This is a genomic window from Tepidibacter sp., from assembly GCF_025210165.1.
Classification (GTDB): domain Bacteria; phylum Bacillota; class Clostridia; order Peptostreptococcales; family Peptostreptococcaceae; genus Tepidibacter_A.
On sequence record NZ_JAOASI010000076.1, the window covers coordinates 43,996 to 68,887 of the forward strand.

Below are 24,892 nucleotides of genomic sequence, written 5' to 3' on the forward strand. Positions count from 1 at the left end.
ATGCATAAAAAAGTTAAAAGTAGTTACATAGATTTTGTACAAATAAAATCCATGTAACTACTTTTTTGATTTAGATAGGATACTATACGATTTTAAATACATATAAAGGAAGAATTGACAATATAAATATATAGATGTATAATTAATGAAAGTGATTATTGATATCAATTAGAAGGGGTGATTAAATATGTTTAACAATGAAAAGAAAAAAGTTGAATTAGGAAAATCACAAGAAACGATGATATTACCTCTATGGGGAAGATTTCTTGAGAGCAAAAAAACTGACCCTTTAATATATGATTCAAAAGCTATTGAAATTATAAACAATATTGATTATGATTTTTCAAAAATAGAAAAAAAACTTACAGAATATCATGCTTTGGCTTGGGCTGTTAGATCAAAAACTATGGATTTAGCTATAGAAAATTTTATAAAAAAACATCCAAAAGCTGTGATTGTAAATATTGGTGCAGGTTTAGATACTAGCTTTGAAAGAGCAGATAATGGAAAAATAGTATGGTATGATCTTGATCTTCCAGATGCTATAGAATTTAGAAAAAATTTCATAGATGAAACGGATCGTAGACATTATATTTCAAAATCTGTATTTGATTATAGTTGGTTTGATGATATAAAAGAAATAGATGATAATATATTATTTATTGCATCTGGAGTATTAATGTTTTTTAAGGAAGAATATCTAAAACAGTTATTTTGTGAGTTTACATCTAAATTTCCTAATGGAGAAATTTTCTTTGATACTTTATCTGAAGAAGGATTAAAGTATGCAAATGATATGATGACTAAAGCAGGAATGGAAGAAGGTATGATAGAATGGGGAGTTAATTCTGCAAATGAGATTACAAAATGGAATGATAAAATAGAAGTTGTAGATGAATTTTCATATTATGAGCGTATTCCTAGAAAAAAAGAGTGGAGTAATGATGTAGTTGAGCTTATGAATATTTGTGATAAAATGAAATCTGCAAACTTTTATCATTTAAAATTTAAATAGACCCTAAATAGATTTTTACAAATAAGAGGTAAGATAAATCAAATTTTGTATTCACTATGATAATAAAATAGTATATAATTTTAATAAGAAAAAATAGTTATCGAAAAGGTGGAAAGCAATGTTTGAGACAATACTTAATATTGACTTAGAAATATTAAATTATATTCAAAGTTCTATAGGAAATACAGCTATTGATAAGCTAATGGTTTTTATGACTATGTTAGGTAATAAAGGTATAATATGGATTGCCATTTCATTGTTTTTAATTATTAATAAAAAAACTAGAAAAGTTGGAATTATGGCAATAACAGTGTTTATTATAACAGGAATTTTAGGTGAGGGTTTGATTAAGCCTTTAGTTAAGCGTGCTAGGCCATTTGTAAATTATCCAAGTTTTAATCTAATAATAAAAGCTCCTTTAACATATTCATTTCCTTCAGGTCATACTGCATTATCATTTGCAGTAGCTAGCATTCTATTAAAAGAATTTAAAAAGTATGGAGTTATATTTTTGATATTAGCTATATTAATAGCTTTTTCAAGAGTATATTTATTTGTTCATTATCCATCAGATGTTATTGTAGGTATCATTATGGGAGTAATGTGTGCTTGGATTACCAGTAAGATATTTAATAAAAAAGAAAATTTTAAGGATAGTATAGATTAAAATGAAATAACCCTCTATATAAAGTAAGAAATTTTGGATATAATCTCTTACTTTAATAGAGGGTTAAACTAATATAAAGATAATTTTATGAATCTTGTCTTGTAGTAGCTATTACTATTTCTCTTACACATATATTTTGAGGTTGTGAATAAGCAAAGCTTATCGCATTTGCAATATCTTCTGCTTGTAGTCCTCCGCCTATTGTTTTTTTCCAATCCTTATAGCCATCTTTTATATCATCTGAAGTTGTGTGGCTTAAAAGATTAGTTTCAACAACACCAGGAGCTATAGTAATCATTCTAACATTATGGTTAGCTACTTCTTCTCTTATGTTCTCAGTTATAGCATGTACAGCAAACTTTGTACCACAATAAGCTGAGTGATTAGGGAATGTTTTTCTTCCTGCTATTGAACTTATATTTATAACTGTTCCTTCGTTTCTTTTTATCATATCATCTAATACAACGTGAATACCGTTTAATACACCCATAACATTTACATCAAGCATTCTTTTCCATTCTTCAGGATCTTGATTTTGAGCTTCTCCAAGTAGCATTATTCCTGCACAATTTACTAAACAATCAACTTTACCATATTTTTCTTCAGCTTCAGCCACTGCGTCTTTAATTGATTGAACATTTGTTACATCTACACTTTTAGAAATTGTATTTGGAAGATTTAAATCCATTGGCTCATCTTTATCTAATAATAGTAAAGGATGACCTTCGTTAGATAATTTAATAGCACTAGCTCTTCCTATACCAGAACTTGTTCCTGTAATAACAGCTAATTTTTTCATATTTATAACCTCCAATTTTATGTTATATATTGATATATTAATTTAAGTTTAGTATTCTATAACAGTATTACTTATTAAATCTAAACATTTTGTCAACTTCATGATTTGATTATAATAAATGAAAGAGATTTTGTTAAGTATGCACTTTTTATGAATATAGTAACTAAAAGGTAAGTATTAAGCTGATTTTAGGAGGGGAAAATATTGAAATATAAAGAAGTAGTATGCGAAATAGAAGTAACTTTAGATATGATAAGTGGAAAATGGAAACCACTAATACTATATTTTTTGGGACAAGAGGGTACAAAGCGATTTGGTCAGATAAAAGTATTTATAGATAAAATTTCTCATAAATCTTTAACAAATCAGTTGAGAGAGTTAGAAGAAGATGGATTGGTACAAAGAGTTGTATATCCGGAGGTTCCACCTAAAGTAGAATATAGTTTGACAGAAAAGGGAAAAACACTATTGCCTATTTTAGAATCAATGTGTGAATGGGGAGAAAAAAATATGGCTAAAAGGTATAAGCTTATTAACCCTCTTTGTGATTAGCTTAGACTTTAGTATATTAAATCTGTTAGAAAAGGAGTTATAGTATGAATAAAATTTCTAGGATATCAAGTAGCATATTTTTAGTAATGTATGTAACCTATCTATTGTATTTAGTTTTTTTTAGTAAATATTATGGAAGAGGGTACTTTCATAGAAGCTATAACTTAATTCCTTTTAAAACAATTATAGAATACATGTTCTTCTCAAATAATTTAAATGCTACAGTTGTAAATATAGTTGGAAATATATTAGCTTTTGTACCAATGGGATTTTTAGTTCCAATTGTATTTAATAGAATTAATAAATTTAAAAATATAGCTATATTAGTTTTGATGGTAACAATTTCTATTGAGGTAACACAATTTATAATTGGAGTAGGTACTTGTGATGTTGATGATGTGATTTTAAATTGGATAGGTGGAATGATAGGATTTTACATATATAATTTTACTTTATCAAAGAAAATTTTCAAATAATCCCTAATTAGTAGGGATTATTTGATTTCTCGGGAAATAAAGGTCTGTTAAAGTATTCCTGTAAGGTATGGTAAATGCACTTTTATACATAGTAGAGCATATAAAAACAATCTATTATAAGAAACTACAGTATAAAATAATACAATTGGACTAAAACTATGGTAAATATTAGAATTATAAAGTGTGATTATAATATTTATAGGAGGAGTCAGAAGATGAGTAAAACAAGAAATTTAACTTTTGTTGCTATGGGGATAGTTATAAACATAGTGTTTGGGACAGTAGTAAGTATGATAAAAATACCTTTATTATTTTTAGATACTATAGGAACAGTATTTATAGCAGCTATACTTGGACCGTGGTATGGTGCTGTGGCTGGCGGTCTTACTAACATTATTCAAGGCATAATAACTAATCCTAAAACTATGCCTTTTGCTTTGGTTAATATAGTCATTGGTTTGATTGTGGGATGTATATGTAAAAAAAGAGAGTTTAATTTTCAAACTGCATTTATAACAGGAATGATACTAGCTGTAGTAGCTCCTCTAATAGGAACTCCAATTGCAATTTATTTATTTGGAGGTATTACAGGAGATGGAAATGATTTAATATTTACATGGCTTTTAACATCTGGAAAAACTATATTTTCAGCTGCATTTATACCTAGAATAACTGGAAATATATTAGACAAAATTGCAACATGTATATTCGTATCCTTTTTATTAAAGAGATTACCAAGAGAATACATAAGAAAACAAGGTAATATTTAAGGAGATGAAATAGTGCATAGACAAGGTAAAGTGGTATTTTTATCACACTGTATATTAAATCAAAACTCAGTTGTAAAGCCTTTGGCTAGAGCAAAAGGAGCTTACAATAAGGTAGCTGAAGAAATAATAAAAAGAGATATAGGTATATATCAAATAATGTGTCCAGAAAATAAATATCTAGGACTAAATAGATTACCTCAAACTAAAGAAGAGTATGACAATAAAGATTATAGAAATATATGTAGAGATATAGCATACGAAGTTGTAGATGATATTGAAAAATACATAAACAATTCAAATAAAGTATTGGGAATAATAGGAATAAGCAATAGCCCTACATGTAGCTATAATGAAAACAAAGGTATATTATTTGAAGAAATATTTTATTTATTAAATGAAAGAAGTATTTCAATACCTGTATTAAATATACCAACAAATTATATAGAAGAAAAAGAAAACAAAGAATTTATAGATAAACTAATAGGTTTTTTGAATAATAAAGAGACTTTGTATAGATAAAATCAATAAGAAGGAGAAAATTGATATGTTATACTGTAATAGTAAAAAATACAAAATATGAAAAAAGGGGTCGAAAAAATGAAGAGAATATTAAATATTTTTGCTATTATAGTATTGTGTTTGAGTATGATACTTACTGGATGTAGTACTACATCAGACACAAATGAAGAAAGTTCAAATAATACAGATGGATTCAAATCACAAATTTTATTTAAAGGGTCATCTACATTGGCTCCTGTGATTGCAAAGATTTCTACGAATTTTATTGAAGAATATAAAACATGGGATAAAGTAAATAAAGATTTCCCAAATAAAAGCTTAGATATTTTTGTTTCAGCAGGAGGTTCTTCGGCAGGGGTTAAGTCAGTTATAGATGGAAGTAGTGATTTTGGAATGGTTTCAAGATCTGTTTCTGATGAAGAAAAAGCTAAAGTAGACGGATATAAAGAATTTAAATTAGGATTAGATGCATTAACTGTATCTGTAAACCCAGAAAATAAAATATATGAAGTTAAAAATGGTTTAACTTCAGAAGAAATTCAAAAAGTTTTTTCAGGAGAATATAAGTATTGGGATGAAGTAGAAGCGAGTCTTCCTCATGAAGAAATAGTTATTGTTACAAGGGATTTAGGTGGTGGAGCTCATAAGGTATTCCAAAAGAAGGTTATGGGGGATAAAAAAGTAAGAGACGATGCAATTCAAGCTCCTTCAATGGGTGCATTAGTTACAAAGATTATGGAAAACAAAAACGCGATTGGGTATGCTTCTTATGGAATGGTAAATCAAAATAATGGAAAGATTATTCCTTTAGATGTTGATGGAGTATCTCCTACAAAAGAAAATATAGTAAGTGGTGATTATAAAATATCTAGACCACTTTTAGTAATTAAAAAAGGTGAATTATTAGAACAAGAAAAATCTTTTATAGATGTTCTTACTTCAGAAGAAGGTATGAAAATAATTGAAAAAATGGGATTTGTTCCAGCAAAATAAATAAAATTCAGAAGGAATTCCTTCTGAATTTTATTTTTTAAAGGAAGTGAAAAATGTATAAAAAACTTGATGACATATTTACTTTTATTATAAAATGTTTTACTTTTTTTTCCATTGTAATGCTTAGTTTTATTATTATATTTATTACAAGAGAAAGTATAGTTGTTTTTGAAAAGGTTTCATTAATAGATTTTTTATTTAAAGGTGAATGGAATCCTTTAGGACAAATTCCGATTATATCGATATTTCCAATGATATTGGCAACTATATATGTCTCTTTATTGGCTGTTATTATAGCACTCCCTATTGGGGTAGGGGCAGCAATATTTTTGACAAGTGTATTAAATTTAAAGGTTAGAAAAATATTAAAACCATCTATAGCTATTCTAGCAGGAATTCCATCTGTAGTATATGGATTAATTGGACTATTAGTAATTGTTAAATTTTTTGAAGATAGTTTGAATTTTTCGTCTGGAGAATCTGTTTTAGCAGGTGGAATATTACTTTCTATTATGATTCTTCCATATATTATATCTACATGTGATGAATCAATGATTAAAATTATAAATCAATATAAACTTACATCACAAGGGCTAGGTGTATCCAAATGGCATATGATCAGGTATTTGATTTTACCTGCATCTAAAAAAAGTATCTTTGCTGGAGTTATTTTAGCTCTAGCAAGGTCAATGGGGGAGACTATGGCAGTTATGATGGTTACTGGAAATAGTCCGATTTTTCCAAAACTTTTAGGAAAAGCTCAAACAATACCTGCTCTTATCGCACTTGAAATGGGAGGGGCTGGAGTAGGGAGTCTTCATTATCATGCTTTGTTTGCAGCTGGTTTTGTATTAATGATGATTCTTTTTTTAGTTAATATTATTTTTTATTATATAAAGAATAATATAGACATTTAATTTTATACAATTTAGGAAGTGAAAAAGTTATGGGAAAATACATAAAAATAAAATTATGGAGCTTTATGAGTGGAATAATAGTTATATTTTTAGTTTTATATATCAATGTATATATTTTTTCTAAGGGAGTACATGGATTGAATTACAATTTTTTATTTTCTAAACCATTGGGGTTTCCCCTTGGAACAGAAGGGGGAATATTCCCAGCTATCATAGGAAGTATTTATTTTACAGGAATTGCTTGTTGTTTTGCTAGCACAATTGCAATATCAACAGCCTTATATCTTAATTTTTATTGCAAAAACAAGTACATACATGGGATTATTAGTATTGTAATACAATCTATAGCAGGTATTCCATCTATTGTTTTGGGATTGTTCGGATATACTTTTTTAGTGGTTTACTTGAAGTTGGGAATATCATTATTATCTGGAGGAATTATTTTAGGTATTATGATTTTTCCATTTATAGAAGTTAGAATCCAAAAAGCCTTAGAAGAGATTGATAAAGATATAATATATGCTTCTTATGCTTTAGGCATTTCTAAATCTTATACTTTTTTTAAACTTATATTACCAATGTGCTTTAGTGAAATGATATCTATAGTAGCATTAGCAGGAGGATTTGCTATGGGTGCAACAGCACCTATAATGTTTACAGGTGGGGTTGTTAATGCACCAGTTCCTAATAGTATACTATCTCCTGCTATGGCTTTGCCATATCACTTGTATATATTAATTGGCGAAGGAATATCAGTAGAAAATGCATATAAAACAGCTTCTGTATTATTGTTATTTCTTCTGATTTTAAATAGCATTTCTATATTTACAGAGTTATTTAGGAAGGTGAAATAAAGTGAGCGAGATACTTGAAATTAAAAAATTATCAGTAGCTTTTGATAATAAGAAAATTCTTAAAAACATAAATATGGCGATTAAAGAAAAAAAAATCACAGCAATCATAGGACCATCAGGATGTGGAAAGTCTACATTTATTAAATGTTTAAATCGAATGGTAGATGAAGAAAAAAATGCAGTAATTAACGGAGAAATATTATTTGAAAGAAAGAACATAAGAGATATAGAAAAAGAATATGTACGTGAAAATATAGGAATGGTATTTCAAAGTCCTACTCCTTTTCCGCTCTCCATATATGATAACATGGCTTATGCTCCGTTATATTATGGAGTAAAAGATAAGAAAAAACTAAAATCCATCGTAGAAGAAAAACTAAAACTTACAAATCTCTATGAAGAAGTAAAAGACAACTTAAATATGAAGGCCACAAAACTCTCAGGAGGGCAACAACAGCGTCTTTGTATTGCTAGAACATTAACTGTTGAACCAAAAATAATATTATTAGATGAACCGTGTTCAGCTTTAGATATAAAAAATACTGAAAATATAGAGAATATGCTTAAGAAACTCTCGGATAAATATACTATTGTAATTGTTACACATAACCTTTCTCAGGCAAAGAGGATTGCTGGTTATACAGCTTTTATATTAAATGGAGAAATTGTGGAATATAAAGAAACTGATGATTTATTTAATAATCCTGATGATTTAAGAACAAAACAATATATAGAAGGTGTATTTGGATAAGAATTAATTTACACGGTTAAACTAAGGATATATTAAAATTGAGAATTAGAGGTGGAATTTGTGCAAGGATATGTAAAAGGAAAACCATTATTTACGAGTATAAATAATACTAATAACCAATATTCTTATTTAACTGAGGATTTAGAGACAGACGTAGTAATTATAGGGGGTGGAGTTACTGGAAGTATATGCTCTTATTATATGTCTAAAAGTAATATAAAATCTGTATTAATTGAAAAGGGAAGAATAGCTCATGGAAGTACAAGCGTTACAACATCTCTTTTGCAGTATGAATTAGATGAAAATGCATCGGAACTTATAGAAAGTATAAGTTCTAAGGATATTGTAAGATTATATGAACTTGGATTATATGCACTAAAAGAGATAGAAAAATTTGTAGATGAATATGGCAATAAGTGTGATTACATAAAGAGAGATACATTGCTTTATACATCTAAAAATCTTGAAAAAAACAGCATAAAGGAAGAATATAAATTTAGAAAAGAAAATGGATTGGATGTTGAATATATAGATGAATCAAATAATTTATATGGCTTTGATTTAAAAGCTGGACTTTTAGCAAAGAAGGGTGGGGCTGAAATTGATCCATATAAATTTACCAATCATCTTCTTGAGGTAAGTATTAAAGAAGGTGGTCTTGTATATGAAAATACTGAGGCTAAAAAAATAGAGTATATAAATGAAGGAGCAATTGTTCATACATCTTATGGATATAAAATAAAAGCAAAAAAAGTAATTGTTGCTACAGGATATAATACTAGTTTGTTTACTAACAAAAATTTTGGAAGCAAATACACAACATTTAATATAGCTACTAAGCCAGTTAAAGAAATTAGAGGCTGGAAAGAAGGAGTATTAATAAGAGATAACTCAGACCCATACAATTACATTAGAACTACAAAAGACAATAGATTAATTATAGGTGGAGAAGATATAGATTTTAAAGAAATAGAAAGTGAAGAGATTGCTTTTGAAAAATATTCTATTTTAGAACAAAGAATTAAATCTATGTTTAAAGAAATAGATGATATAGAAGTAGAGTACAAATACTGCGGATGTTTTGAAACAACTAAAGATAATGTGGGGTATATTGGTCCTGATAAAAAACATAATGATCTATGGTATTGTTTAGGATATGGAGCTAATGGAATATTATTTGCTATATTAGGAGGAATGATGCTGAGTAAATTATACTATAATGAAAAAGATGATGATATGAAATTATTTGATGTTAATCGATTTGATAATTGACAAAAAATACATATATTAAAAGGGAAATGAAAAGATATATCGTATTATGTTTAGGTAGGTAATTAGAATGTATACTAGAAAGGACGTGAACATATGTTGTATAGAAAATTTGGAAAGACTAATGAGAAGGTGTCTGCACTGGGATTTGGTTGTATGAGATTTCCTATAATAGACGGAAAAAGTAATCAAATAAATGAAGAGGAAGCCATTAAGCAGATAAGATATGCTATAGATAATGGGGTTAACTATATTGATACAGCATATCCTTATCATGAAGGTATGAGTGAAATTGTTACAGGTAAGGCACTTAAGGATGGCTATAGAGAAAAAGTATTTTTAGCAACTAAGCTTCCATCTTGGCTTATAAAAAGCAGAGAGGATATGGATAAATACTTAAATGAACAACTTAAAAAGTTAGACACAGAATATATAGATTTTTATTTGGTACATACTTTAACTAAAAATTTATGGTCCAGCTTAAAGGAACATGACATATTTGATTTCTTAGATACTATAGTTAAGGATGGAAGAGTTAAGCATGTTGGATTTTCATTTCATGATGAACTTCCTCTTTTTAAAGAAATAGTAGATGCTTATAACTGGGAGTTTTGTCAGATACAATATAATTTTATGGATGAAAATTATCAAGCTGGAAAAGAAGGGCTTAAATATGCAAGTGATAAGGGATTAGGGGTTGCTATAATGGAGCCTTTAAGAGGAGGAAGTCTTGCTGGCAATGTTCCAGATGATATACAAGAGGTCTGGAACAAGGCTGATACTAAAAGAACTCCTGCTGAGTGGGCATTAAAATTTTTATGGAATCAACCCGAGGTAAGTGTTGTACTTAGTGGTATGAATGATATGAATCATATAAATGAGAATATAAAGACTGCAAATGATACTCATGAAAATTCACTTACTCAAAAAGAGGAAGAACTAATAGATGAAGCTAAAAATATATATTTGAATAGAATGGTAGTCAATTGTACTGATTGTAAGTATTGTATGCCATGTCCAGCTGGTGTTAATATACCTAGAAATTTTGAAGTTCTAAATGGAGCATCTATGTATAATAATGTAGAGCACTTCAAATGGATATATAATAATTTTGTTGGTGGCAAGGAAAAAGCTTTAAATTGTGTAGAATGTGGTAAGTGTGAAAAGGCATGTCCACAACATATAAAGATAATAGATAATCTTAAGCGTACTACAGAACTATTTGAATAATAAAATAACCTCTCAAATTTGAGAGGTTATTTTATTATGCTTAAGGAAATTATATCATTTTTGTTTTGACAGATAACTTGTTAAGAAAGTTACACTTGAGACTATTTTTAAGCAACAGAGTCGTTAGACTTGTTGGCGATATGAGTCATCGTGTTACGTTAGCGAGTAGATGATTTTTTTTAGCGTATAAGTGGATTTTATGATAAAATAAAACTTGGTTTGTTTAATTTGATGTATGGAAATAACAAATGGAAAATTTAAGGTAATTTTAAGATTTAATTAAGTATAAATCAAGATTTATGAGTTATATTTAATGAGAGCAAGTAGCTATAGCATAAATTGAATTTAGAATGGAGATATACAAAATGAACAGTTATAATTTAACCAGTAAATTTAAAAAGACGTTTATTAAGAATTCTATATTTGTAATAGTATTATTAGGAATACTTAATATTGGATTATTATTATCAAAAAATATAAAAATACTACACTTTAAATCGATTTTAAATAATAAGAACTTATATATTTTAAGCGGACTTATACTAGTTTCTCTATGCAATAGATATTATAAAAAAAATAATTTTACACAATCAATTGTATCAAATGAAGATAGAGCTAAAGTAAGAGAATATATAAAAAAGTATGGTTATAATCCAGTATCATATTTGTCTTTAGAAAAAGATAAAGAATACTTTTTTTCTAAAAATATAGAAGGTGCTGTTGCTTATGTTATAAGTTCTGGTGTTGCTGTTTGTTCAGGAGATCCTATATGTGATGAAGAGGATGTTATTCAGCTTTTATCTGAATTTATTTCACATTGCAAAGAAAAAGAACTTCGTATTTGCTTTTGTCAGACAAGTTCAAAATTTATGAATGAATTTAGTAAGTTAGGATTTGGATTTATTAAATATGGAGAAGAAGCTATGTTTGATTTAGAAACATATACTACACGTGGGAAAAAAGCTGCAAAAACAAGACAGGCTATTAACAATGCTAATAGATTAGGAGTTGAAGTATTTGAGTATAAGCCTTTGAGAAATAAAGATATTAGTATAGAAAAAGAAATCCTAGAAGTTTCAAATGAATGGCTTTCTTTCAAGAAAAGCGGAGAGTTATCTTTTATGTTAGGAAGTATTAGTCTAGACCAACCTATGGATAGAAAGTACTTTATAGCAGTTGATGCAGATAAAAAAATATTAGGATTTGTCGTTTTTGTACCATTTTTAGATGGAAGAGGTTACTATGCAGATGTTACGAGAAGAAGAAAAGATGCTCCAATAGGAGTAATGGAAAAGATTATTATTAATGCTTTTGACAAAATGAAAACTGAAGGGGTTAAGTGGGGAAGTTTAGGAGTTGCTCCTCTTGCTAATGTAAGAGAGGATAAACAAAAAATACAAATAACTTCATTTGTACTTGAGTTTATTTATAAAAATATAAATAACTTTTATGGATTTAAGAGTCTTCATCAATATAAGAAAAAATATGGACCAACAACGTGGGAATCTAGATTTTTAGTGTATTATCCTAAGATTTTTACTCCTAAAATTGCTTATTCTATAGTAAAAGTAAAAAATCCTGGTGGAATTAAGGATTTTTTAATAAATCAAATAAAGAGAAAATAATTTAGTTGATAAAAAGGACGGTTTATGAATTCATAAACCGTCCTTTTTAAAGTATACAATCTTAATAATTGCTTAAATCAGTTTTTGTAATCATTATTTTTTGATTTGATAATAGTATTTACTTAAGATGAGACATAATATATAATGAGATTGGAATAATATGTAAAGGTATATGGGAATGAATTATAACAGAATGATTATAAGGATAGCAGAAGTTATTAAAATGCATGAATATATTTTAAGTAGTATACATATAAATTAAAAAATCTAAAAATATTAATTGATGGATTATGCAATTGAATAGAATGTAATTTATATCAGAAAGAGGTGTTTGTTATTCATACCATCATAACTATTTTTATTTTATGCATTATTATATCTTATTTTATAGTTTTTCTAAATACGAGATATGAAATTATAAATAATAAACTAGTGATAAAGTATGCATTTTCAAAAATAATAATACCAATAGAAGATATAAAAGAAATTTTAGAATCAAGTTATTATGTATGTGAAGAAAATAGTCACTATACTATAGGGATGCAGAATGTGCAACTGGATAGAATAATAATAAAGACGAAGGATAATAAGATTTACTGTATAAGTCTGAATAACTCTTATATTTTGGTAAGTGAAATAAAAAAGATAAAGCCTAATATTAGTATTAAAGGAATATTCATATGAAAAATATTTAGCTATCTGAGTTTTATGCAAATGAAACTTAGATAGTTAGATATTTTTGTTTTGTGAATAAGTATAATTTTCGTTATGAGTTTTAAAAAAGTTTACATTGAAAATTTTTATAAGGAAAACTTTTTTATTGAATACTTTTTTAAGTATTGATTTTATTAATTAAATAATATATTATTAATGAGGAATTGTGTGAAAATGCATAAAAACGTAATAAAAGGGATAATAATGTAGAGATATGAAGTTGTAAAAAACAAATATAAATCAGATATAAAGGATTATTATATTTATATAAGGGTATACATTTTTTAAAAGGATTAATAAGGAGGAAATTAAATTGAAGCTTAGAACAAGGTTAGTATTTTTAAATTTAGCGTTTTTATTAATTGTATCAGGGACAACAATGTCTTATCTGATTGCTAGTACATACACTAGTGTAAAGGAAAATAGCATTGAAAATATTGAAATGAAGACAGAAAATATTTCGAATGAAATGGAGACGATTCTTAATGATGCTATAAATGATATAAAAGATATTACAAATACAGTAACGAATATGAAAAAAAGTGGTGGAACGAATAGAGAAGTTGTTATTGAATTACTAAAGAACAAGCTTCAAGAGAACTCTAATTATGTATATTCGTGGATAGTTTGGGAACCTAATGCGTTTGATAATGAAGATGATAATTATATAAATACAAAGGGTAGTGATAATGTAGGTAGATTTCTTCCGGTATGGGGAAGAAATGGAGATGAATTAGTATTAGAATATACTCCAAATCCAGAGGATAATGATTATTATCGTATACCAAAGCAGAGTAAGAAGATTTATATTGATAAACCACAAACATTTGAAATAGATGGTCAAAAAAATACGACTATTGGATTTTGTCAACCAATTATAATTGATGGTAAATTTTATGGTGTAGTTGGATTAGATATATCTTTAGAACAGCTTACTTTTATTAATTCATCTGTAAAAATATTTGATAATGGATTTGGAAGATTGGTTAATGAAGAAGGAATTGTACTCGCGCATCCAATGGAGGAAAGAGTAAATAAAATTGGAGGAGAATTTGAAGGCAAGTTAGGAAATCAATATTTAGAAAAAATTCTTAAGGGACAAAGCTTTAGGAACAAATCTTTTTCAACTAGTATGGGAGAGGAAGTTTATAAATTCTATATACCTATTAAATTTAAAGGGACGGATTTAAATTGGTCCTACACAACAATAGTTCCAATAAACGAGTTGATGAAAAAGACCAATCGTATGATACATTTTATGATAGTTATTGCAATTGGGGGGGTGTTAATTGTTACTTTTGTTCTATATTACAACAGCAAATATGTAATAAAATCAATAACTATTCTTTTTGGTATTATTGAAAGATTATCGAATTATGATCTTACCTTCAATGAAAATAAAGATGAGATTAATCTTTTAAAAAGAAAAGATGAAACTGGAGAAATAGCAAGGGCATTACAAAAAATGCAAAATAACTTTATAAAATTAATTAGAAAAACGCAAGATGTAGCAGGTCAAGTATCAGCATCTTCTGAAGAATTAACAGCTACATCTCAACAAGTAGCAATTGGATCGGCAGAAGTATCAGAAACTATTGAAGAATTGGCAAGAGGAGCTATGCAACAGGCTGAAGATACTGAAGCTGGTGCTGAAAAAATTAATGATTTAGGAGATTTGATTAAACAAAATGAATCATATATGAATGATATGCTAGAATCATCAAATAAGGTAAATAATTTAATAGAAGAGGGATTAACAATTATAAAAGACTTAACACATAAAACAGAAGAAAGAGGATTGGCAGCTGCACAAATATTTGAAGTTATAAAAGAAACAAACAATAGCTCACAAAAAATAGGAAATGCAAGTCAAGTTATAGCATCTATTGCAGAACAAACAAATTTATTAGCATTAAATGCAGCAATTGAAGCAGCTAGAGCTGGCGAATCTGGAAGAGGTTTTGCAGTAGTAGCAGATGAAATAAGAAAATTAGCAGAAGAATCTACTAATTCAACAAAAAAAATTGATAGTGCAGTAAATGAACTAATAACAAATTCTTCAAATGCAGTTGATACAATTGGAAAAGTAAAGGGTATTGGACAACAACAAGCTCAGCGTGTAAATGATATTGAAAATAAATACAAGGAAATTGCTACAGCTATAGATGTAACAGAAAATTCAATAGGAAAAATGAATACTTCTGGTAAAGATATGGAAAATAGAAAATCAAATGTTCTTGATATAATACAATCTCTTTCTGCAATAGCTGAGGAAAATGCAGCTAGTACAGAAGAAGCATCTGCATCAACACAAGAACAATCAGCCTCCGTTGAAGAAATTTCTAATGCTAGTGAAAATCTATCACAATTAGCACAAGAATTACAAGAGAATATTTCACAATTTGAATTGTAAAAAAATTCATTTAAGCATAAAAAATCTAGCTCACTAAATCCTATATTGGATATGTGAGCTAGATTTTTTTATTCTTAGGGAAAGTATATCATTTTTTGTTTTGTGGAGATTGCTACAAGGCATATGTTTTGGTGGAATATAAAAAAAATGTTCGTAAAATATGATATAATTAAATAAAAAATACTAAATGACTATAATAAAGGTCGATTGATTTAATTCAAAGATTGTATAAAAATTAATAAGATTCGTACATATACTTTGAGAAAGTAGGAATAATATGAAACTTTATAAATATTTAGATATAAATTTTAAAAAAAAAGAAATGATATCATTTGTAGGTGCAGGAGGGAAAACGACCAGTATATTTAAATTAGCAAAAGAATTAAAGGATAAAAATAAAAAAGTATTAATTACTACTTCAACAGCAATATACTATCCTGATAAAGAAGAGTATGACGAATTAATTGTAGATGAATTAATTCATATATCAAATATAAATAAAATTAAAGAAGGAAGTATTACTGTTATAGGAAGAGAAGTTTCAGAAGAAAATAAGCTGTTAGGATTGTCAAAGGAAGGGATATATGAAATTCATAAAATTGAAGTATTTGACTATATTTTAGTTGAAGCAGATGGTTCCAAGAGAAAGTCTATAAAAGCACCTGATAATCATGAACCAATTATACCTATTAACACTGATAAAGTGGTAGGCGTTATAGGACTTGATTGTATTGGGAAAAAAATAAACATACAAAATGTTCATAGACCAGAATTATTTTGCAATGTAACAAATAGTAAAGTAGGAGAAATTATAGATGAAGAAAAAATATTTGAATTAATTATAAATAATAAAGGATTGTTTAAAGATACTCCTAAGGAATGTAAAAAATATATCTTGCTGAATAAGGTAGAATCTGAAGAAATAAAAATGTCAGCTTTAAAAATTATGGAATTAGTAAATGAAAGTAAATTTGATGTAGTGGATATTTTTAAGTGGAGTGATAAAAGTTGATTACAGGAATTATTATGGCATCAGGATTTGCTAAGAGAATGAAAAAAGATAAACTAACACTTGATTTTAAAGGCATATCTATTATTGAAAGAGTTATTAGAGCAGTAAAGGAATCTAATGTAGATGAAATAATATTGGTATATAGAGAAGAAGAAATAAAGAAAATAGGAATAAAAAACGGAATAAAAACAGTTTTTAATAATAAATCCGAACTAGGTCAAAGTGAATCTATAAGATTGGGTATTAATGCTTCGCCTTCACAAACAAAAGGATTTATGTTTTTTGTTGGAGATCAGCCTTTTTTAGAATCTGTTATTATAGATAAGTTAATAGATACTTTTAAAGAAAAAAATACTAATATAGTAGTTCCTATATATAAAAACAAAAAAGGAAATCCAGTTATTTTTTCTTATAAGTTAAAAGATGAATTGCTTAAACTTAAAGGAGACATAGGGGGTAAGAATATTATCAGAAAAAGATATAATGATGTTGAGTTTGTTCATTTTGATAATGATAGATCTAGAATAGATATAGATACATGGGATGAATATATAAAATGGAGATGAAACTAAATGGTTGAAAATGTTGTTGTAATAAGAGGTGGAGGAGATATTGCAACAGGTATTGCTCATAAACTGCATAGAAGTGGATTTAAGGTATTAATACTTGAGGTAGAAAAACCGACTATGGTTAGAAGAACTGTTTCTTTTGCTAGTGCAGTATTTGATTGTGAGGTCGTTATTGAAGATGTAAAATCGGTAAAGGTATATAATGCAAAAGATATATACAAAATATGGAATGATGATAATATACCTGTTATTGTAGATCCTAAATGTAGTGTAATAAATGAAATAAAATTAGATATTTTAGTAGATGCTACATTAGCAAAGAAAAATCTAGGAATGAATAAAGAAATGGCTTCTATTACAATTGGTGTTGGACCAGGATTTAATGCAGGTCATGATGTGGATGTTGTCGTTGAAACAATTAGGGGTCATGATTTAGGAAGATTAATATTTAGAGGGTATGCAAAAGCTAATACTGGAATACCTGGTAAAATATTAGGATACGATAAAGAAAGAGTATTAAGAGCTCCTTGTAATGGAATAATAAAAAACTTATCAGATATAGGAGATAATATTAAAAAAAATCAGATAATTGCATATGTAGAAAATAAACCTGTAAAAGCTTCTATTGATGGAGTTTTAAGAGGAATGATTATGAATAATTCTGAGGTTAAAGAAGGTCTTAAAATAGCTGATATTGATCCAAGAGGAATAAAAAAATATTGTTTTACTATTTCAGATAAAGCTAGATCTGTTTCAGGAGGCGTTTTAGAAGCTATATTATATATGAAAAAGACAAGAAGGGAGTGTGAATAAAATGGAATATAAAGTTTTAGACCAGATATCGAATGAGATAAAGTTAAATAAAAAAGTTGCACTAGCTACTATAACTAGAGCAGAAGGTTCTACACCGAGAAAAGAAGGTTCTGTGATGGGGATTAAGGAAGATGGAAGCATTTTTGGAACTATAGGTGGAGGGAATTTAGAATTAGTCGTAATAGAACATGCTAAAAAATGTATTGAAAATAAAGAAAGTAAAAGTTTTAATTTTAAACTTACAGATGATAAAGGAAGTCTTCATATGCAGTGTGGTGGCGAAGCAGATGTTTTTATTAAAGTTTTTAATCGCCTTGATAAGCTATTTATTATTGGAGGAGGTCATATTTCACTTGAATTATATAAACTAGGTAAGATGCTAGATTTTTATACTATTATAGTTGAAGATAGAGAGGAATTTTGTAATATAAATAGATTTCCAAATGCTGATGAGTTAAAGGTTGGAAATATACACGAAATTTTAGATAAATATGAAATAGATGATAGTAGCTATATTGTTATTGTAACAAGGGGTCATAAACAAGATGAAATATCTTTAAAATCTGTTATAAATACTGAAGCTAAATATATAGGAATGATTGGAAGTAAAAATAAAACGGAATATATAATGAATAATCTGAAAACTGAAGGAATATCTCAAAAAAAATTAGATGAAGTGTATGCTCCTATTGGAATTAATTTAGGAGGACAAACACCTGAAGAAATAGCTTTTAGTATTATGTCGGAGATACTTGTGAAAAAAAACAAAGGAAGTCTTGATCATTTAAAAGATATAAAAAAATAGTATTGCTTTTTATTTCAAATTAAGTTAGAATTAACTTTATAAAATTTAGTTAGATGAAAATTAAATATATCACTCATATAATTGGGGTAATATGGACCCTAAGTTTCTACTGAGTAACCGTAAATTATTCAACTATGGGTGTTTAGTTCATAAGTTAAGAGCATACAATTAAAGTATAATTATATGTGTTTTTGTAATACAAATAATATACTCGAAATTTTAAGCTATTAATATACTAAACCCCCATTTATGAAAATGGGGGGTTTTTTTTAATTTTGAGGAGGAGAAAGATGAAATTATTAAAAGATGTTATAGTAAAAAAAGGTAAGGTTAGAGGAGCGGATATTTTAAAGGTTGATAGTTTTTTAAATCATCAATTAGATATAAATTTATTAAATGAAATGGGAAAAGAGTTCAAAAGTCGTTTTAAAGATGATAATATAACTAAAATTTTAACTATAGAAGCTTCTGGAATTGCAATAGCAGCAATAGCAGCTCAATATTTTGATGTACCTGTAGTATTTGCTAAAAAAGTACAAAGTAAAAATGTAGATAATGATAATGCATACGAGAGTCAGGTTTATTCATTCACTAAAGACAAAACCTATACAATTAGAGTTTGCAAAGATTATCTAAATGCTTCGGATAATATATTAATACTAGATGATTTTTTAGCTAATGCACAAGCTGCGTTAGGGTTAAAAGATTTAGTAAAGCAATCAGGAGCTAATTTGGCTGGTATTGGAATAGCTATAGAAAAAGGATTTCAAGGTGGTGGAAAAATTTTAAGAGATAAAGGTGTAAAAGTAGAATCTTTAGCTATTATTAATTCTATGAATAGTAAAGGCATTGATTTTGAATAAAGAGAATAATGCATAAAAAACGAACAAATAATATAGATTAACATAAAAAAGAACGTGATGTACAGAAATATTAATAAAAAAATAATAAAAAAGTACGCAAAAATGCTTTTTTTATGCTATAATGATTTTAGAAAAATGTATTTTAAAATAAAGCAGTAGGGGGAAAAGATATGAATAAAGATAATGAAATTTATGATTTGGATGGAATTCCACCGCTACATAAAGCAATACCATTAGGATTACAGCATATACTTTCGATGTTTGCAGGAAATGTAGCTCCTTTAATTATTATCGCAAATGCTATGAATTTACCCGTTGATGAAAAAACATTTTTAATTCAATGTGCTATGTTTATAGCAGGAGTAACTACTTTAATTCAGCTTTATCCTATTGGACCAATAGGAGCAAGACTTCCTATCGTTATGGGTACTAGTTTTGGATTTTTACCTATAGGTATAAGTATATCTGCAAAGTATGGGCTTGCCGGAGTACTGGGAGCATCTTTTGTTGGTGGTTTTTTTGAAATTATAATGGGTGCATTTTTAAAATCACTTAGAAAATATTTTCCACCTGTAGTAACTGGAACGGTACTCTTATCTATAGGGTTATCTCTTTTACCAGTAGGTATAAACTATTTTGCAGGTGGAGTTGGCGCTAAAGATTTTGGATCACCATCAAATCTTCTTTTAGGAACAATTGTGTTAGTAACTGTATTATTTTTTAATCAATATACAAAAGGAATTACAAGTATGGCATCTATATTGATAGGTATTTTAGTAGGATATATAGTTGCTATTCCAATGGGCAAAATTGATTTTTCTGCTGTATCACAAGCTAAGTTACTATCTTTTCCAACACCCTTTAAATATGGAATGACGTTCCACTTAGATGCAATTGCAGGAATGCTTTTAATGTATGTTTTAACAACAGTAGAAACTGTTGGAGATATTTCAGGAATTACAGTAGGTGGAGCTAATCGTGAAGCTACTGATAAAGAACTTTCAGGAGGAGTTATGGCAGATGGGTTTGGAAGCTGCTTAGCTGCTATTTTCAATGTATTACCAAATACATCCTTTAGCCAAAATGTTGGTTTAGTTACACTTACAGGTATTATGAGTAGATTTGTAGTTGCTGTAGGAGCAGTATTCTTAATTTTTACTGGACTATTCCCTAAAGTTGGAACAGTTATTGCTTTGATGCCTCAAAGTGTATTAGGTGGAGCTACTATTGTTATGTTTTCTATGATAGCTATTAGTGGTATTAACCTTATTACAAAAGAGCCTCTTACTGGCAAGAACAGTATGATTGTTGCTGTTGCATTAGGATTAGGTTTTGGACTTGGATCTGTTCCTGAAGCTATTGCATACTTACCACAATCAGTAAAAATGATTTTTGGTGGGTCAGGAATGGCTGTTACAGGAGCTATTGCAATTATATTAAATATTATATTACCAGAAGGTCAGGAGAAAAAATTAGAACACAACAGTAATAAATCTCTTTCTGGAGCATAGAAGAATTTATATAAATAGATAAAAGGCATATATTGAAAATCAATATTATGCCTTTTATTTTTACGGAGTAGACGAATTTTTAATACAATATATTATTGAGGGAGGAATATAATTGATCTCTATACAAAACTATGTATTTCCTGAAACATTGGAAGAAGCATACAATATTTTGAAATCTAAAAGAAACAATACTATATTAGGAGGATGTTCATTTTTAAGAATGGGATCGAAAAATATTAAAACAGCAATTGATTTAGCCAGAATTAATTTAAATTATATAGAAGAACATGACGAAATAATTGAAATAGGAGCCATGACTACCTTTCGTGAAATAGAAACGAGTACTATATTAACAAAATATTTTGGTGGAGTATTATCTGAATCAGTAAAAAATATAGTAGGGGTTCAACTTAGAAATAATGTAACAATAGGAGCAACTGTTTATTCAAAATATGGATTTTCGGATTTGATTACAGCCTTGCTTTCGTTAGATGCTGATGTTGTACTTTATAACGAAGGAAGAATTTCATTAGAAAAGTTTTTAGAAGAAAGCTTTGAAAAAGATATTTTAACAAAAATTATTATTAAAAAAACAAATAAACAATCAGTATTCAAATCAATGAGAAATTCAAGTAGTGATTATGCAATATTAAATGTAGCAGTATCAAAAGAAAATATGAACTTTAAAATAGTCGTTGGTGCAAGACCTCAAAGGGCAAAAATAGCAAAAGAAGCTTCTATTTACTTAGGAAAAAGTGATTTAACTAATGAAGATATTGAAGAAAGTTCAATTATAGCTGTAAAAGAATTAAATTTTGGCAGCAATATGAGAGGTAGCAAGGAATATAGAGAAGCAATTTGTAAAGTCCTTGTAAAAAGAGCTATAATGGAGGTTTTATAATGAAGATAGAAGTTACAATTAATAATAAAAAAATGGAAATGGAAATAGAATGTGATGAATTTTTATCAGATACACTAAGAAGATATGGTTTTTTAAGTGTTAAAAAAGGTTGTGATACAGGGTCTTGTGGATTATGTACTATATGGATAGGAAATAAACCTGTTCTTTCATGTTCAGTTCTTTCTATAAGAGCTAATAAAAAAGAAATTACAACTATTGAAGGCGTTCAAGAAGAGGCTAGAGAGTTTGCTGAGTTTTTGGTAAATGAAGGAGCGGAACAATGTGGATTTTGTAGTCCAGGATTTGTAATGACTATACTTGCGATGAAGAGAGAACTTGAAAATCCTACAGAAGAAGAGATTATACATTATTTAACAGGAAATCTTTGTAGATGTACAGGTTATGTAGGACAGTTAAGAGCAATAAAAAAATATATGGGGGTATTATAAGTATGAAGGTTGTAAATAATGCAATTTCAAAAATTGACGGAATGAATATTGCAACAGGAAAACCTGTTTACACAGATGATTTGGATAATAATTCATTAGTTGTAAAGATTCTTAGAAGTCCTTATGCTTTTGCAAAAATCAAAAATATTGATATACAAAGAGCCCAAAACTTAGATGGAGTTGAATGTATACTCACATATAAAGATGTTCCAAATGTAAGATTTACAATGGCAGGTCAATCCTATCCTGAGCCATCTCCTTATGATAGGTTAATTTTAGATGAATATGTTCGTTATATAGGAGATGAAGTTGCAATTATAGCTGCAGTAGATGAAAAAACTGCATTAAAGGCTATGAAATTAATTAAGGTTGACTATGAAGTATATAGCCCTGTTTTAGATTTTGAAAAAGCACAAGAGCATAAATCTATAATTCATTCTGAAGATGATTTGCATGTGAATTTTGACATTGGTATGAATAAAGAAAAAAATATAGCAGCTTCTTATAAAACAGAAGTTGGAGATGTTGAAGCTGAACTTAAAAATAGTGAGGTTTTAGTTGAGGGGATATATTATACTCAAGCACAGGCTCATGGAATGATGGAAACATATCGTACATTTAGTTATATGGATCATAATGGAAGACTTACGATTGTAAGTGCTACACAAATTCCTTTTCATGTTAGAAGAATTGTTGCAAGAGCCTTACAAATTCCAAAGAGCAAAATTCGTGTAATAAAACCTAGAATTGGTGGTGGATTTGGAGGAAAGCAAACAGCATCTGTAGAAGTTTTTCCAGCTATTGTTACACTTAAAACGGGAAAGCCAGCAAAAATTGTTTATGATAGAAAAGAAACATTTAGCTGTACAACTAGCCGTCATGCAATGAGAATTAAAGTGAAGATAGGATCAGATAAAGAGGGAAATATTAATGCTATAGATATGTACGCTCTATCTGATACAGGGGCATATGGTGAACATGCATGGACTGTATTTAGTGTTGCAGGACATAAGACACTTCCGCTGTACAATAGGGCAAAAGCTGTAAGATATATGGGAAATGTAGTTTATACAAATAAAATGCCAGCAGGGGCTTTAAGAGGGTATGGTGTTACTCAGGGAATATTTGCATTAGAATCAGCAATCAATGAATTAGCAGAGAAATTAAATATAGATCCTGCTAAGCTTAGAGAAAAGAATATAATAAAAGAAGGAGATACAAATCCTATTTTAGGAGGTTCTAAAGAAGGAAATCCTGCTATTTTAGCAAGTTGTACTCTTGATAGATGCATTAAAAAAGGAAAGAAACTTGTTGGATGGAATGAAAAGTATCCTAGAAAAGAAATGAACAATAAAAAAGTTAGGGCAGTTGGTATGGCAATAACAATGCAGGGGTCTGGTATACCAAATATTGATACAGCATCGGCAATAGTTAAATTAAATGATGATGGATTTTATACACTTTTATTAGGTGCTACAGATATGGGGCAAGGATCAGATACCATTCTTGCACAAATGGCAGCGGATGTCCTAGAAACTACAATGGATAAGATAATTGTACACACTGCTGATACCGATATTTCTCCATATGATACAGGCTCATATGCTTCTAGTACAACTTATGTTACTGGAAATGCTGTTATAAAAGCTTGTGAAGATATAAAAAATAAGATATTAGAAAATGCAGCTAAGCTATTAGATGTTCCAATAAAAGAATTATTATTTGATGGGGCATTTGTAAAAACAGTAGATGGAGAAAATGTGCTGTCTCTTGATGAAATAGGACAGCGTTTATCTGTAGGAGAAGGAAAAAATCAATTAATTGGAGTTGGTTCTTTTGGTGGAGATACAAGCCCTCCTCCTTTTATAGCGGGATTTGCTAAGGTAGAAGTTGATAAAGAAAGTGGAAAAATAGATTTAATTGATTATGTTGCAGTTGTTGATTGCGGAACGGTTATAAATCCAAAGCTTGCACGAATTCAAGTAGAGGGAGGATTGGTTCAGGGAATAGGAATGGCAATGTATGAGGATGTTAGGTATAGTGATACAGGAAAAATGCAGACAAATACATTTATGCAGTATAAAATTCCTTGTAGAAAAGATATAGGAAAGTTGACTGTGGATTTTGAATCTAGTTATGAACCAACTGGTCCTTTTGGAGCAAAATCTATAGGTGAGGTTGTAATAAATACTCCATCACCAGCAATTGCACATGCTGTTTATAATGCAGTTGGTGTCAATGTTAGAAGTTTACCTATTACACCTGAGAAGGTGTTGATTGGAATATTAAAGAAATAAAATATTAAAAAGGGATGCCTTGATATCAAGGCATCCCTTTTTAATATTTTATTTAATAAGCATAAGAATCAGAAAAAAATTTAAAATATTTATTAGAAAAAATAGGTA

General features: G+C 28.4%; 25 protein-coding genes and 1 riboswitch. Of the genes, 24 read left to right on the forward strand and 1 reads right to left on the reverse strand.

What is annotated here, in order from left to right; genetic code table 11:
• The first annotated feature begins 187 nt into the window (after positions 1 to 187).
• Together N4A48_RS12845 and N4A48_RS12850 are read left to right on the forward strand one after the other, a co-directional pair.
• On the forward strand, positions 188 to 1,015 hold the full coding sequence (locus N4A48_RS12845; RefSeq protein WP_293666585.1) for a class I SAM-dependent methyltransferase: 828 nt from the start codon (positions 188 to 190) through the stop codon (positions 1,013 to 1,015).
• Between the two features lie 118 nt (positions 1,016 to 1,133).
• A complete protein-coding gene (locus N4A48_RS12850) occupies positions 1,134 to 1,682 on the forward strand; it encodes a phosphatase PAP2 family protein (RefSeq protein WP_293666586.1) in 549 nt (182 codons plus the stop codon).
• An 85-nt stretch (positions 1,683 to 1,767) separates the two neighbouring features.
• On the opposite strand, the gene N4A48_RS12855 is transcribed toward N4A48_RS12850, so the two are convergent.
• Positions 1,768 to 2,481 carry an SDR family oxidoreductase gene (locus N4A48_RS12855; RefSeq protein WP_293666587.1) on the reverse strand — a complete coding sequence of 238 codons (714 nt, stop codon included), beginning with the start codon at positions 2,479 to 2,481 and terminating at the stop codon, positions 1,768 to 1,770.
• A gap of 204 nt (positions 2,482 to 2,685) precedes the next feature.
• Between N4A48_RS12855 and N4A48_RS12860 the strand changes: the two genes are divergently transcribed.
• The 22 genes from N4A48_RS12860 (at position 2,686) to N4A48_RS12965 (ending at position 24,784) form a co-directional block, all read left to right on the forward strand.
• Entirely contained in the window at positions 2,686 to 3,033 is a 348-nt protein-coding gene (locus N4A48_RS12860; protein ID WP_443081760.1) for a winged helix-turn-helix transcriptional regulator, read from the forward strand.
• 44 nt (positions 3,034 to 3,077) lie between these two features.
• Positions 3,078 to 3,509: a VanZ family protein gene (locus tag N4A48_RS12865; RefSeq protein WP_293666588.1), complete on the forward strand. Its 432-nt coding sequence runs from the start codon at positions 3,078 to 3,080 to the stop codon at positions 3,507 to 3,509.
• A 215-nt stretch (positions 3,510 to 3,724) separates the two neighbouring features.
• Positions 3,725 to 4,279, forward strand: coding sequence for a CD3073 family putative ECF transporter S component (locus N4A48_RS12870; protein WP_293666589.1), 555 nt, complete (start codon positions 3,725 to 3,727; stop codon positions 4,277 to 4,279).
• A 12-nt stretch (positions 4,280 to 4,291) separates the two neighbouring features.
• A complete protein-coding gene (locus N4A48_RS12875; protein ID WP_293666591.1) occupies positions 4,292 to 4,798 on the forward strand; it encodes a CD3072 family TudS-related putative desulfidase in 507 nt (168 codons plus the stop codon).
• A gap of 78 nt (positions 4,799 to 4,876) precedes the next feature.
• Positions 4,877 to 5,791 carry a phosphate ABC transporter substrate-binding protein gene (locus N4A48_RS12880; protein WP_293666592.1) on the forward strand — a complete coding sequence of 305 codons (915 nt, stop codon included), beginning with the start codon at positions 4,877 to 4,879 and terminating at the stop codon, positions 5,789 to 5,791.
• A gap of 53 nt (positions 5,792 to 5,844) precedes the next feature.
• Positions 5,845 to 6,708 carry a phosphate ABC transporter permease subunit PstC gene (pstC, locus tag N4A48_RS12885; RefSeq protein ID WP_293666594.1) on the forward strand — a complete coding sequence of 288 codons (864 nt, stop codon included), beginning with the start codon at positions 5,845 to 5,847 and terminating at the stop codon, positions 6,706 to 6,708.
• A gap of 137 nt (positions 6,709 to 6,845) precedes the next feature.
• Entirely contained in the window at positions 6,846 to 7,562 is a 717-nt protein-coding gene (locus N4A48_RS12890) for a PstA family ABC transporter permease (protein WP_330665132.1), read from the forward strand.
• Between the two features lies 1 nt (position 7,563).
• Positions 7,564 to 8,313, forward strand: a complete 750-nt coding sequence (locus tag N4A48_RS12895; protein WP_293666598.1) for a phosphate ABC transporter ATP-binding protein — start codon at positions 7,564 to 7,566, stop codon at positions 8,311 to 8,313.
• Positions 8,314 to 8,373: 60 nt separating this feature from the next.
• Entirely contained in the window at positions 8,374 to 9,585 is a 1,212-nt protein-coding gene (locus N4A48_RS12900) for an NAD(P)/FAD-dependent oxidoreductase (RefSeq protein WP_293666600.1), read from the forward strand.
• Positions 9,586 to 9,678: 93 nt separating this feature from the next.
• Positions 9,679 to 10,812: an aldo/keto reductase gene (locus tag N4A48_RS12905; RefSeq protein ID WP_293666602.1), complete on the forward strand. Its 1,134-nt coding sequence runs from the start codon at positions 9,679 to 9,681 to the stop codon at positions 10,810 to 10,812.
• A 365-nt stretch (positions 10,813 to 11,177) separates the two neighbouring features.
• A complete protein-coding gene (locus N4A48_RS12910; RefSeq protein ID WP_293666604.1) occupies positions 11,178 to 12,437 on the forward strand; it encodes a bifunctional lysylphosphatidylglycerol flippase/synthetase MprF in 1,260 nt (419 codons plus the stop codon).
• Between the two features lie 327 nt (positions 12,438 to 12,764).
• Positions 12,765 to 13,121 carry a SunI/YnzG family protein gene (locus N4A48_RS12915; RefSeq protein ID WP_443081761.1) on the forward strand — a complete coding sequence of 119 codons (357 nt, stop codon included), beginning with the start codon at positions 12,765 to 12,767 and terminating at the stop codon, positions 13,119 to 13,121.
• A gap of 343 nt (positions 13,122 to 13,464) precedes the next feature.
• Entirely contained in the window at positions 13,465 to 15,564 is a 2,100-nt protein-coding gene (locus N4A48_RS12920; protein ID WP_293666606.1) for a methyl-accepting chemotaxis protein, read from the forward strand.
• A 277-nt stretch (positions 15,565 to 15,841) separates the two neighbouring features.
• On the forward strand, positions 15,842 to 16,576 hold the full coding sequence (yqeC, locus tag N4A48_RS12925; protein ID WP_293666607.1) for a selenium cofactor biosynthesis protein YqeC: 735 nt from the start codon (positions 15,842 to 15,844) through the stop codon (positions 16,574 to 16,576).
• Entirely contained in the window at positions 16,573 to 17,142 is a 570-nt protein-coding gene (gene mocA / locus N4A48_RS12930) for a molybdenum cofactor cytidylyltransferase (protein ID WP_293666609.1), read from the forward strand. The genes yqeC and mocA overlap by 4 nt, the downstream gene beginning before the upstream one ends.
• Before the next feature lie 6 nt (positions 17,143 to 17,148).
• Positions 17,149 to 17,958 (forward strand): selenium-dependent molybdenum cofactor biosynthesis protein YqeB, encoded by an 810-nt coding sequence (gene yqeB / locus N4A48_RS12935; RefSeq protein WP_293666610.1) that lies wholly within the window; start codon positions 17,149 to 17,151, stop codon positions 17,956 to 17,958.
• Position 17,959: 1 nt separating this feature from the next.
• On the forward strand, positions 17,960 to 18,763 hold the full coding sequence (locus N4A48_RS12940; RefSeq protein ID WP_293666612.1) for an XdhC family protein: 804 nt from the start codon (positions 17,960 to 17,962) through the stop codon (positions 18,761 to 18,763).
• Between the two features lie 53 nt (positions 18,764 to 18,816).
• Positions 18,817 to 18,918, forward strand: a riboswitch (purine riboswitch).
• A gap of 135 nt (positions 18,919 to 19,053) precedes the next feature.
• The gene (locus N4A48_RS12945; RefSeq protein ID WP_293666614.1) at positions 19,054 to 19,626 is read left to right on the forward strand and encodes a xanthine phosphoribosyltransferase; all 573 of its coding nucleotides are present in this window, start codon (positions 19,054 to 19,056) and stop codon (positions 19,624 to 19,626) included.
• Positions 19,627 to 19,796: 170 nt separating this feature from the next.
• Positions 19,797 to 21,137: a uracil-xanthine permease family protein gene (locus N4A48_RS12950; RefSeq protein WP_293666616.1), complete on the forward strand. Its 1,341-nt coding sequence runs from the start codon at positions 19,797 to 19,799 to the stop codon at positions 21,135 to 21,137.
• Between the two features lie 112 nt (positions 21,138 to 21,249).
• A complete protein-coding gene (locus N4A48_RS12955) occupies positions 21,250 to 22,038 on the forward strand; it encodes an FAD binding domain-containing protein (RefSeq protein ID WP_293666618.1) in 789 nt (262 codons plus the stop codon).
• Positions 22,038 to 22,487 (forward strand): (2Fe-2S)-binding protein, encoded by a 450-nt coding sequence (locus N4A48_RS12960; protein WP_293666619.1) that lies wholly within the window; start codon positions 22,038 to 22,040, stop codon positions 22,485 to 22,487. The genes N4A48_RS12955 and N4A48_RS12960 overlap by 1 nt, the downstream gene beginning before the upstream one ends.
• A 2-nt stretch (positions 22,488 to 22,489) precedes the next feature.
• On the forward strand, positions 22,490 to 24,784 hold the full coding sequence (locus N4A48_RS12965) for a xanthine dehydrogenase family protein molybdopterin-binding subunit (protein WP_293666621.1): 2,295 nt from the start codon (positions 22,490 to 22,492) through the stop codon (positions 24,782 to 24,784).
• Positions 24,785 to 24,892 lie beyond the last annotated feature (108 nt).

Excerpts from the sequence above, each read along its gene's own strand:
- N4A48_RS12855 (WP_293666587.1), bottom strand. The coding sequence starts at position 2,481 with ATGAAAAAATTAGCTGTTATTACAGGAACAAGTTCTGGTATAGGAAGA.
- N4A48_RS12960 (WP_293666619.1), top strand. The coding sequence starts at position 22,038 with ATGAAGATAGAAGTTACAATTAATAATAAAAAAATGGAAATGGAAATA.
- N4A48_RS12850 (WP_293666586.1), top strand. The coding sequence starts at position 1,134 with ATGTTTGAGACAATACTTAATATTGACTTAGAAATATTAAATTATATT.
- N4A48_RS12965 (WP_293666621.1), top strand. The coding sequence starts at position 22,490 with ATGAAGGTTGTAAATAATGCAATTTCAAAAATTGACGGAATGAATATT.
- N4A48_RS12940 (WP_293666612.1), top strand. The coding sequence starts at position 17,960 with ATGGAATATAAAGTTTTAGACCAGATATCGAATGAGATAAAGTTAAAT.
- N4A48_RS12880 (WP_293666592.1), top strand. The coding sequence starts at position 4,877 with ATGAAGAGAATATTAAATATTTTTGCTATTATAGTATTGTGTTTGAGT.
- N4A48_RS12865 (WP_293666588.1), top strand. The coding sequence starts at position 3,078 with ATGAATAAAATTTCTAGGATATCAAGTAGCATATTTTTAGTAATGTAT.
- N4A48_RS12910 (WP_293666604.1), top strand. The coding sequence starts at position 11,178 with ATGAACAGTTATAATTTAACCAGTAAATTTAAAAAGACGTTTATTAAG.
- N4A48_RS12945 (WP_293666614.1), top strand. The coding sequence starts at position 19,054 with ATGAAATTATTAAAAGATGTTATAGTAAAAAAAGGTAAGGTTAGAGGA.
- N4A48_RS12905 (WP_293666602.1), top strand. The coding sequence starts at position 9,679 with ATGTTGTATAGAAAATTTGGAAAGACTAATGAGAAGGTGTCTGCACTG.
- N4A48_RS12950 (WP_293666616.1), top strand. The coding sequence starts at position 19,797 with ATGAATAAAGATAATGAAATTTATGATTTGGATGGAATTCCACCGCTA.
- pstC (WP_293666594.1), top strand. The coding sequence starts at position 5,845 with ATGTATAAAAAACTTGATGACATATTTACTTTTATTATAAAATGTTTT.
- N4A48_RS12845 (WP_293666585.1), top strand. The coding sequence starts at position 188 with ATGTTTAACAATGAAAAGAAAAAAGTTGAATTAGGAAAATCACAAGAA.
- N4A48_RS12870 (WP_293666589.1), top strand. The coding sequence starts at position 3,725 with ATGAGTAAAACAAGAAATTTAACTTTTGTTGCTATGGGGATAGTTATA.
- yqeB (WP_293666610.1), top strand. The coding sequence starts at position 17,149 with ATGGTTGAAAATGTTGTTGTAATAAGAGGTGGAGGAGATATTGCAACA.
- yqeC (WP_293666607.1), top strand. The coding sequence starts at position 15,842 with ATGAAACTTTATAAATATTTAGATATAAATTTTAAAAAAAAAGAAATG.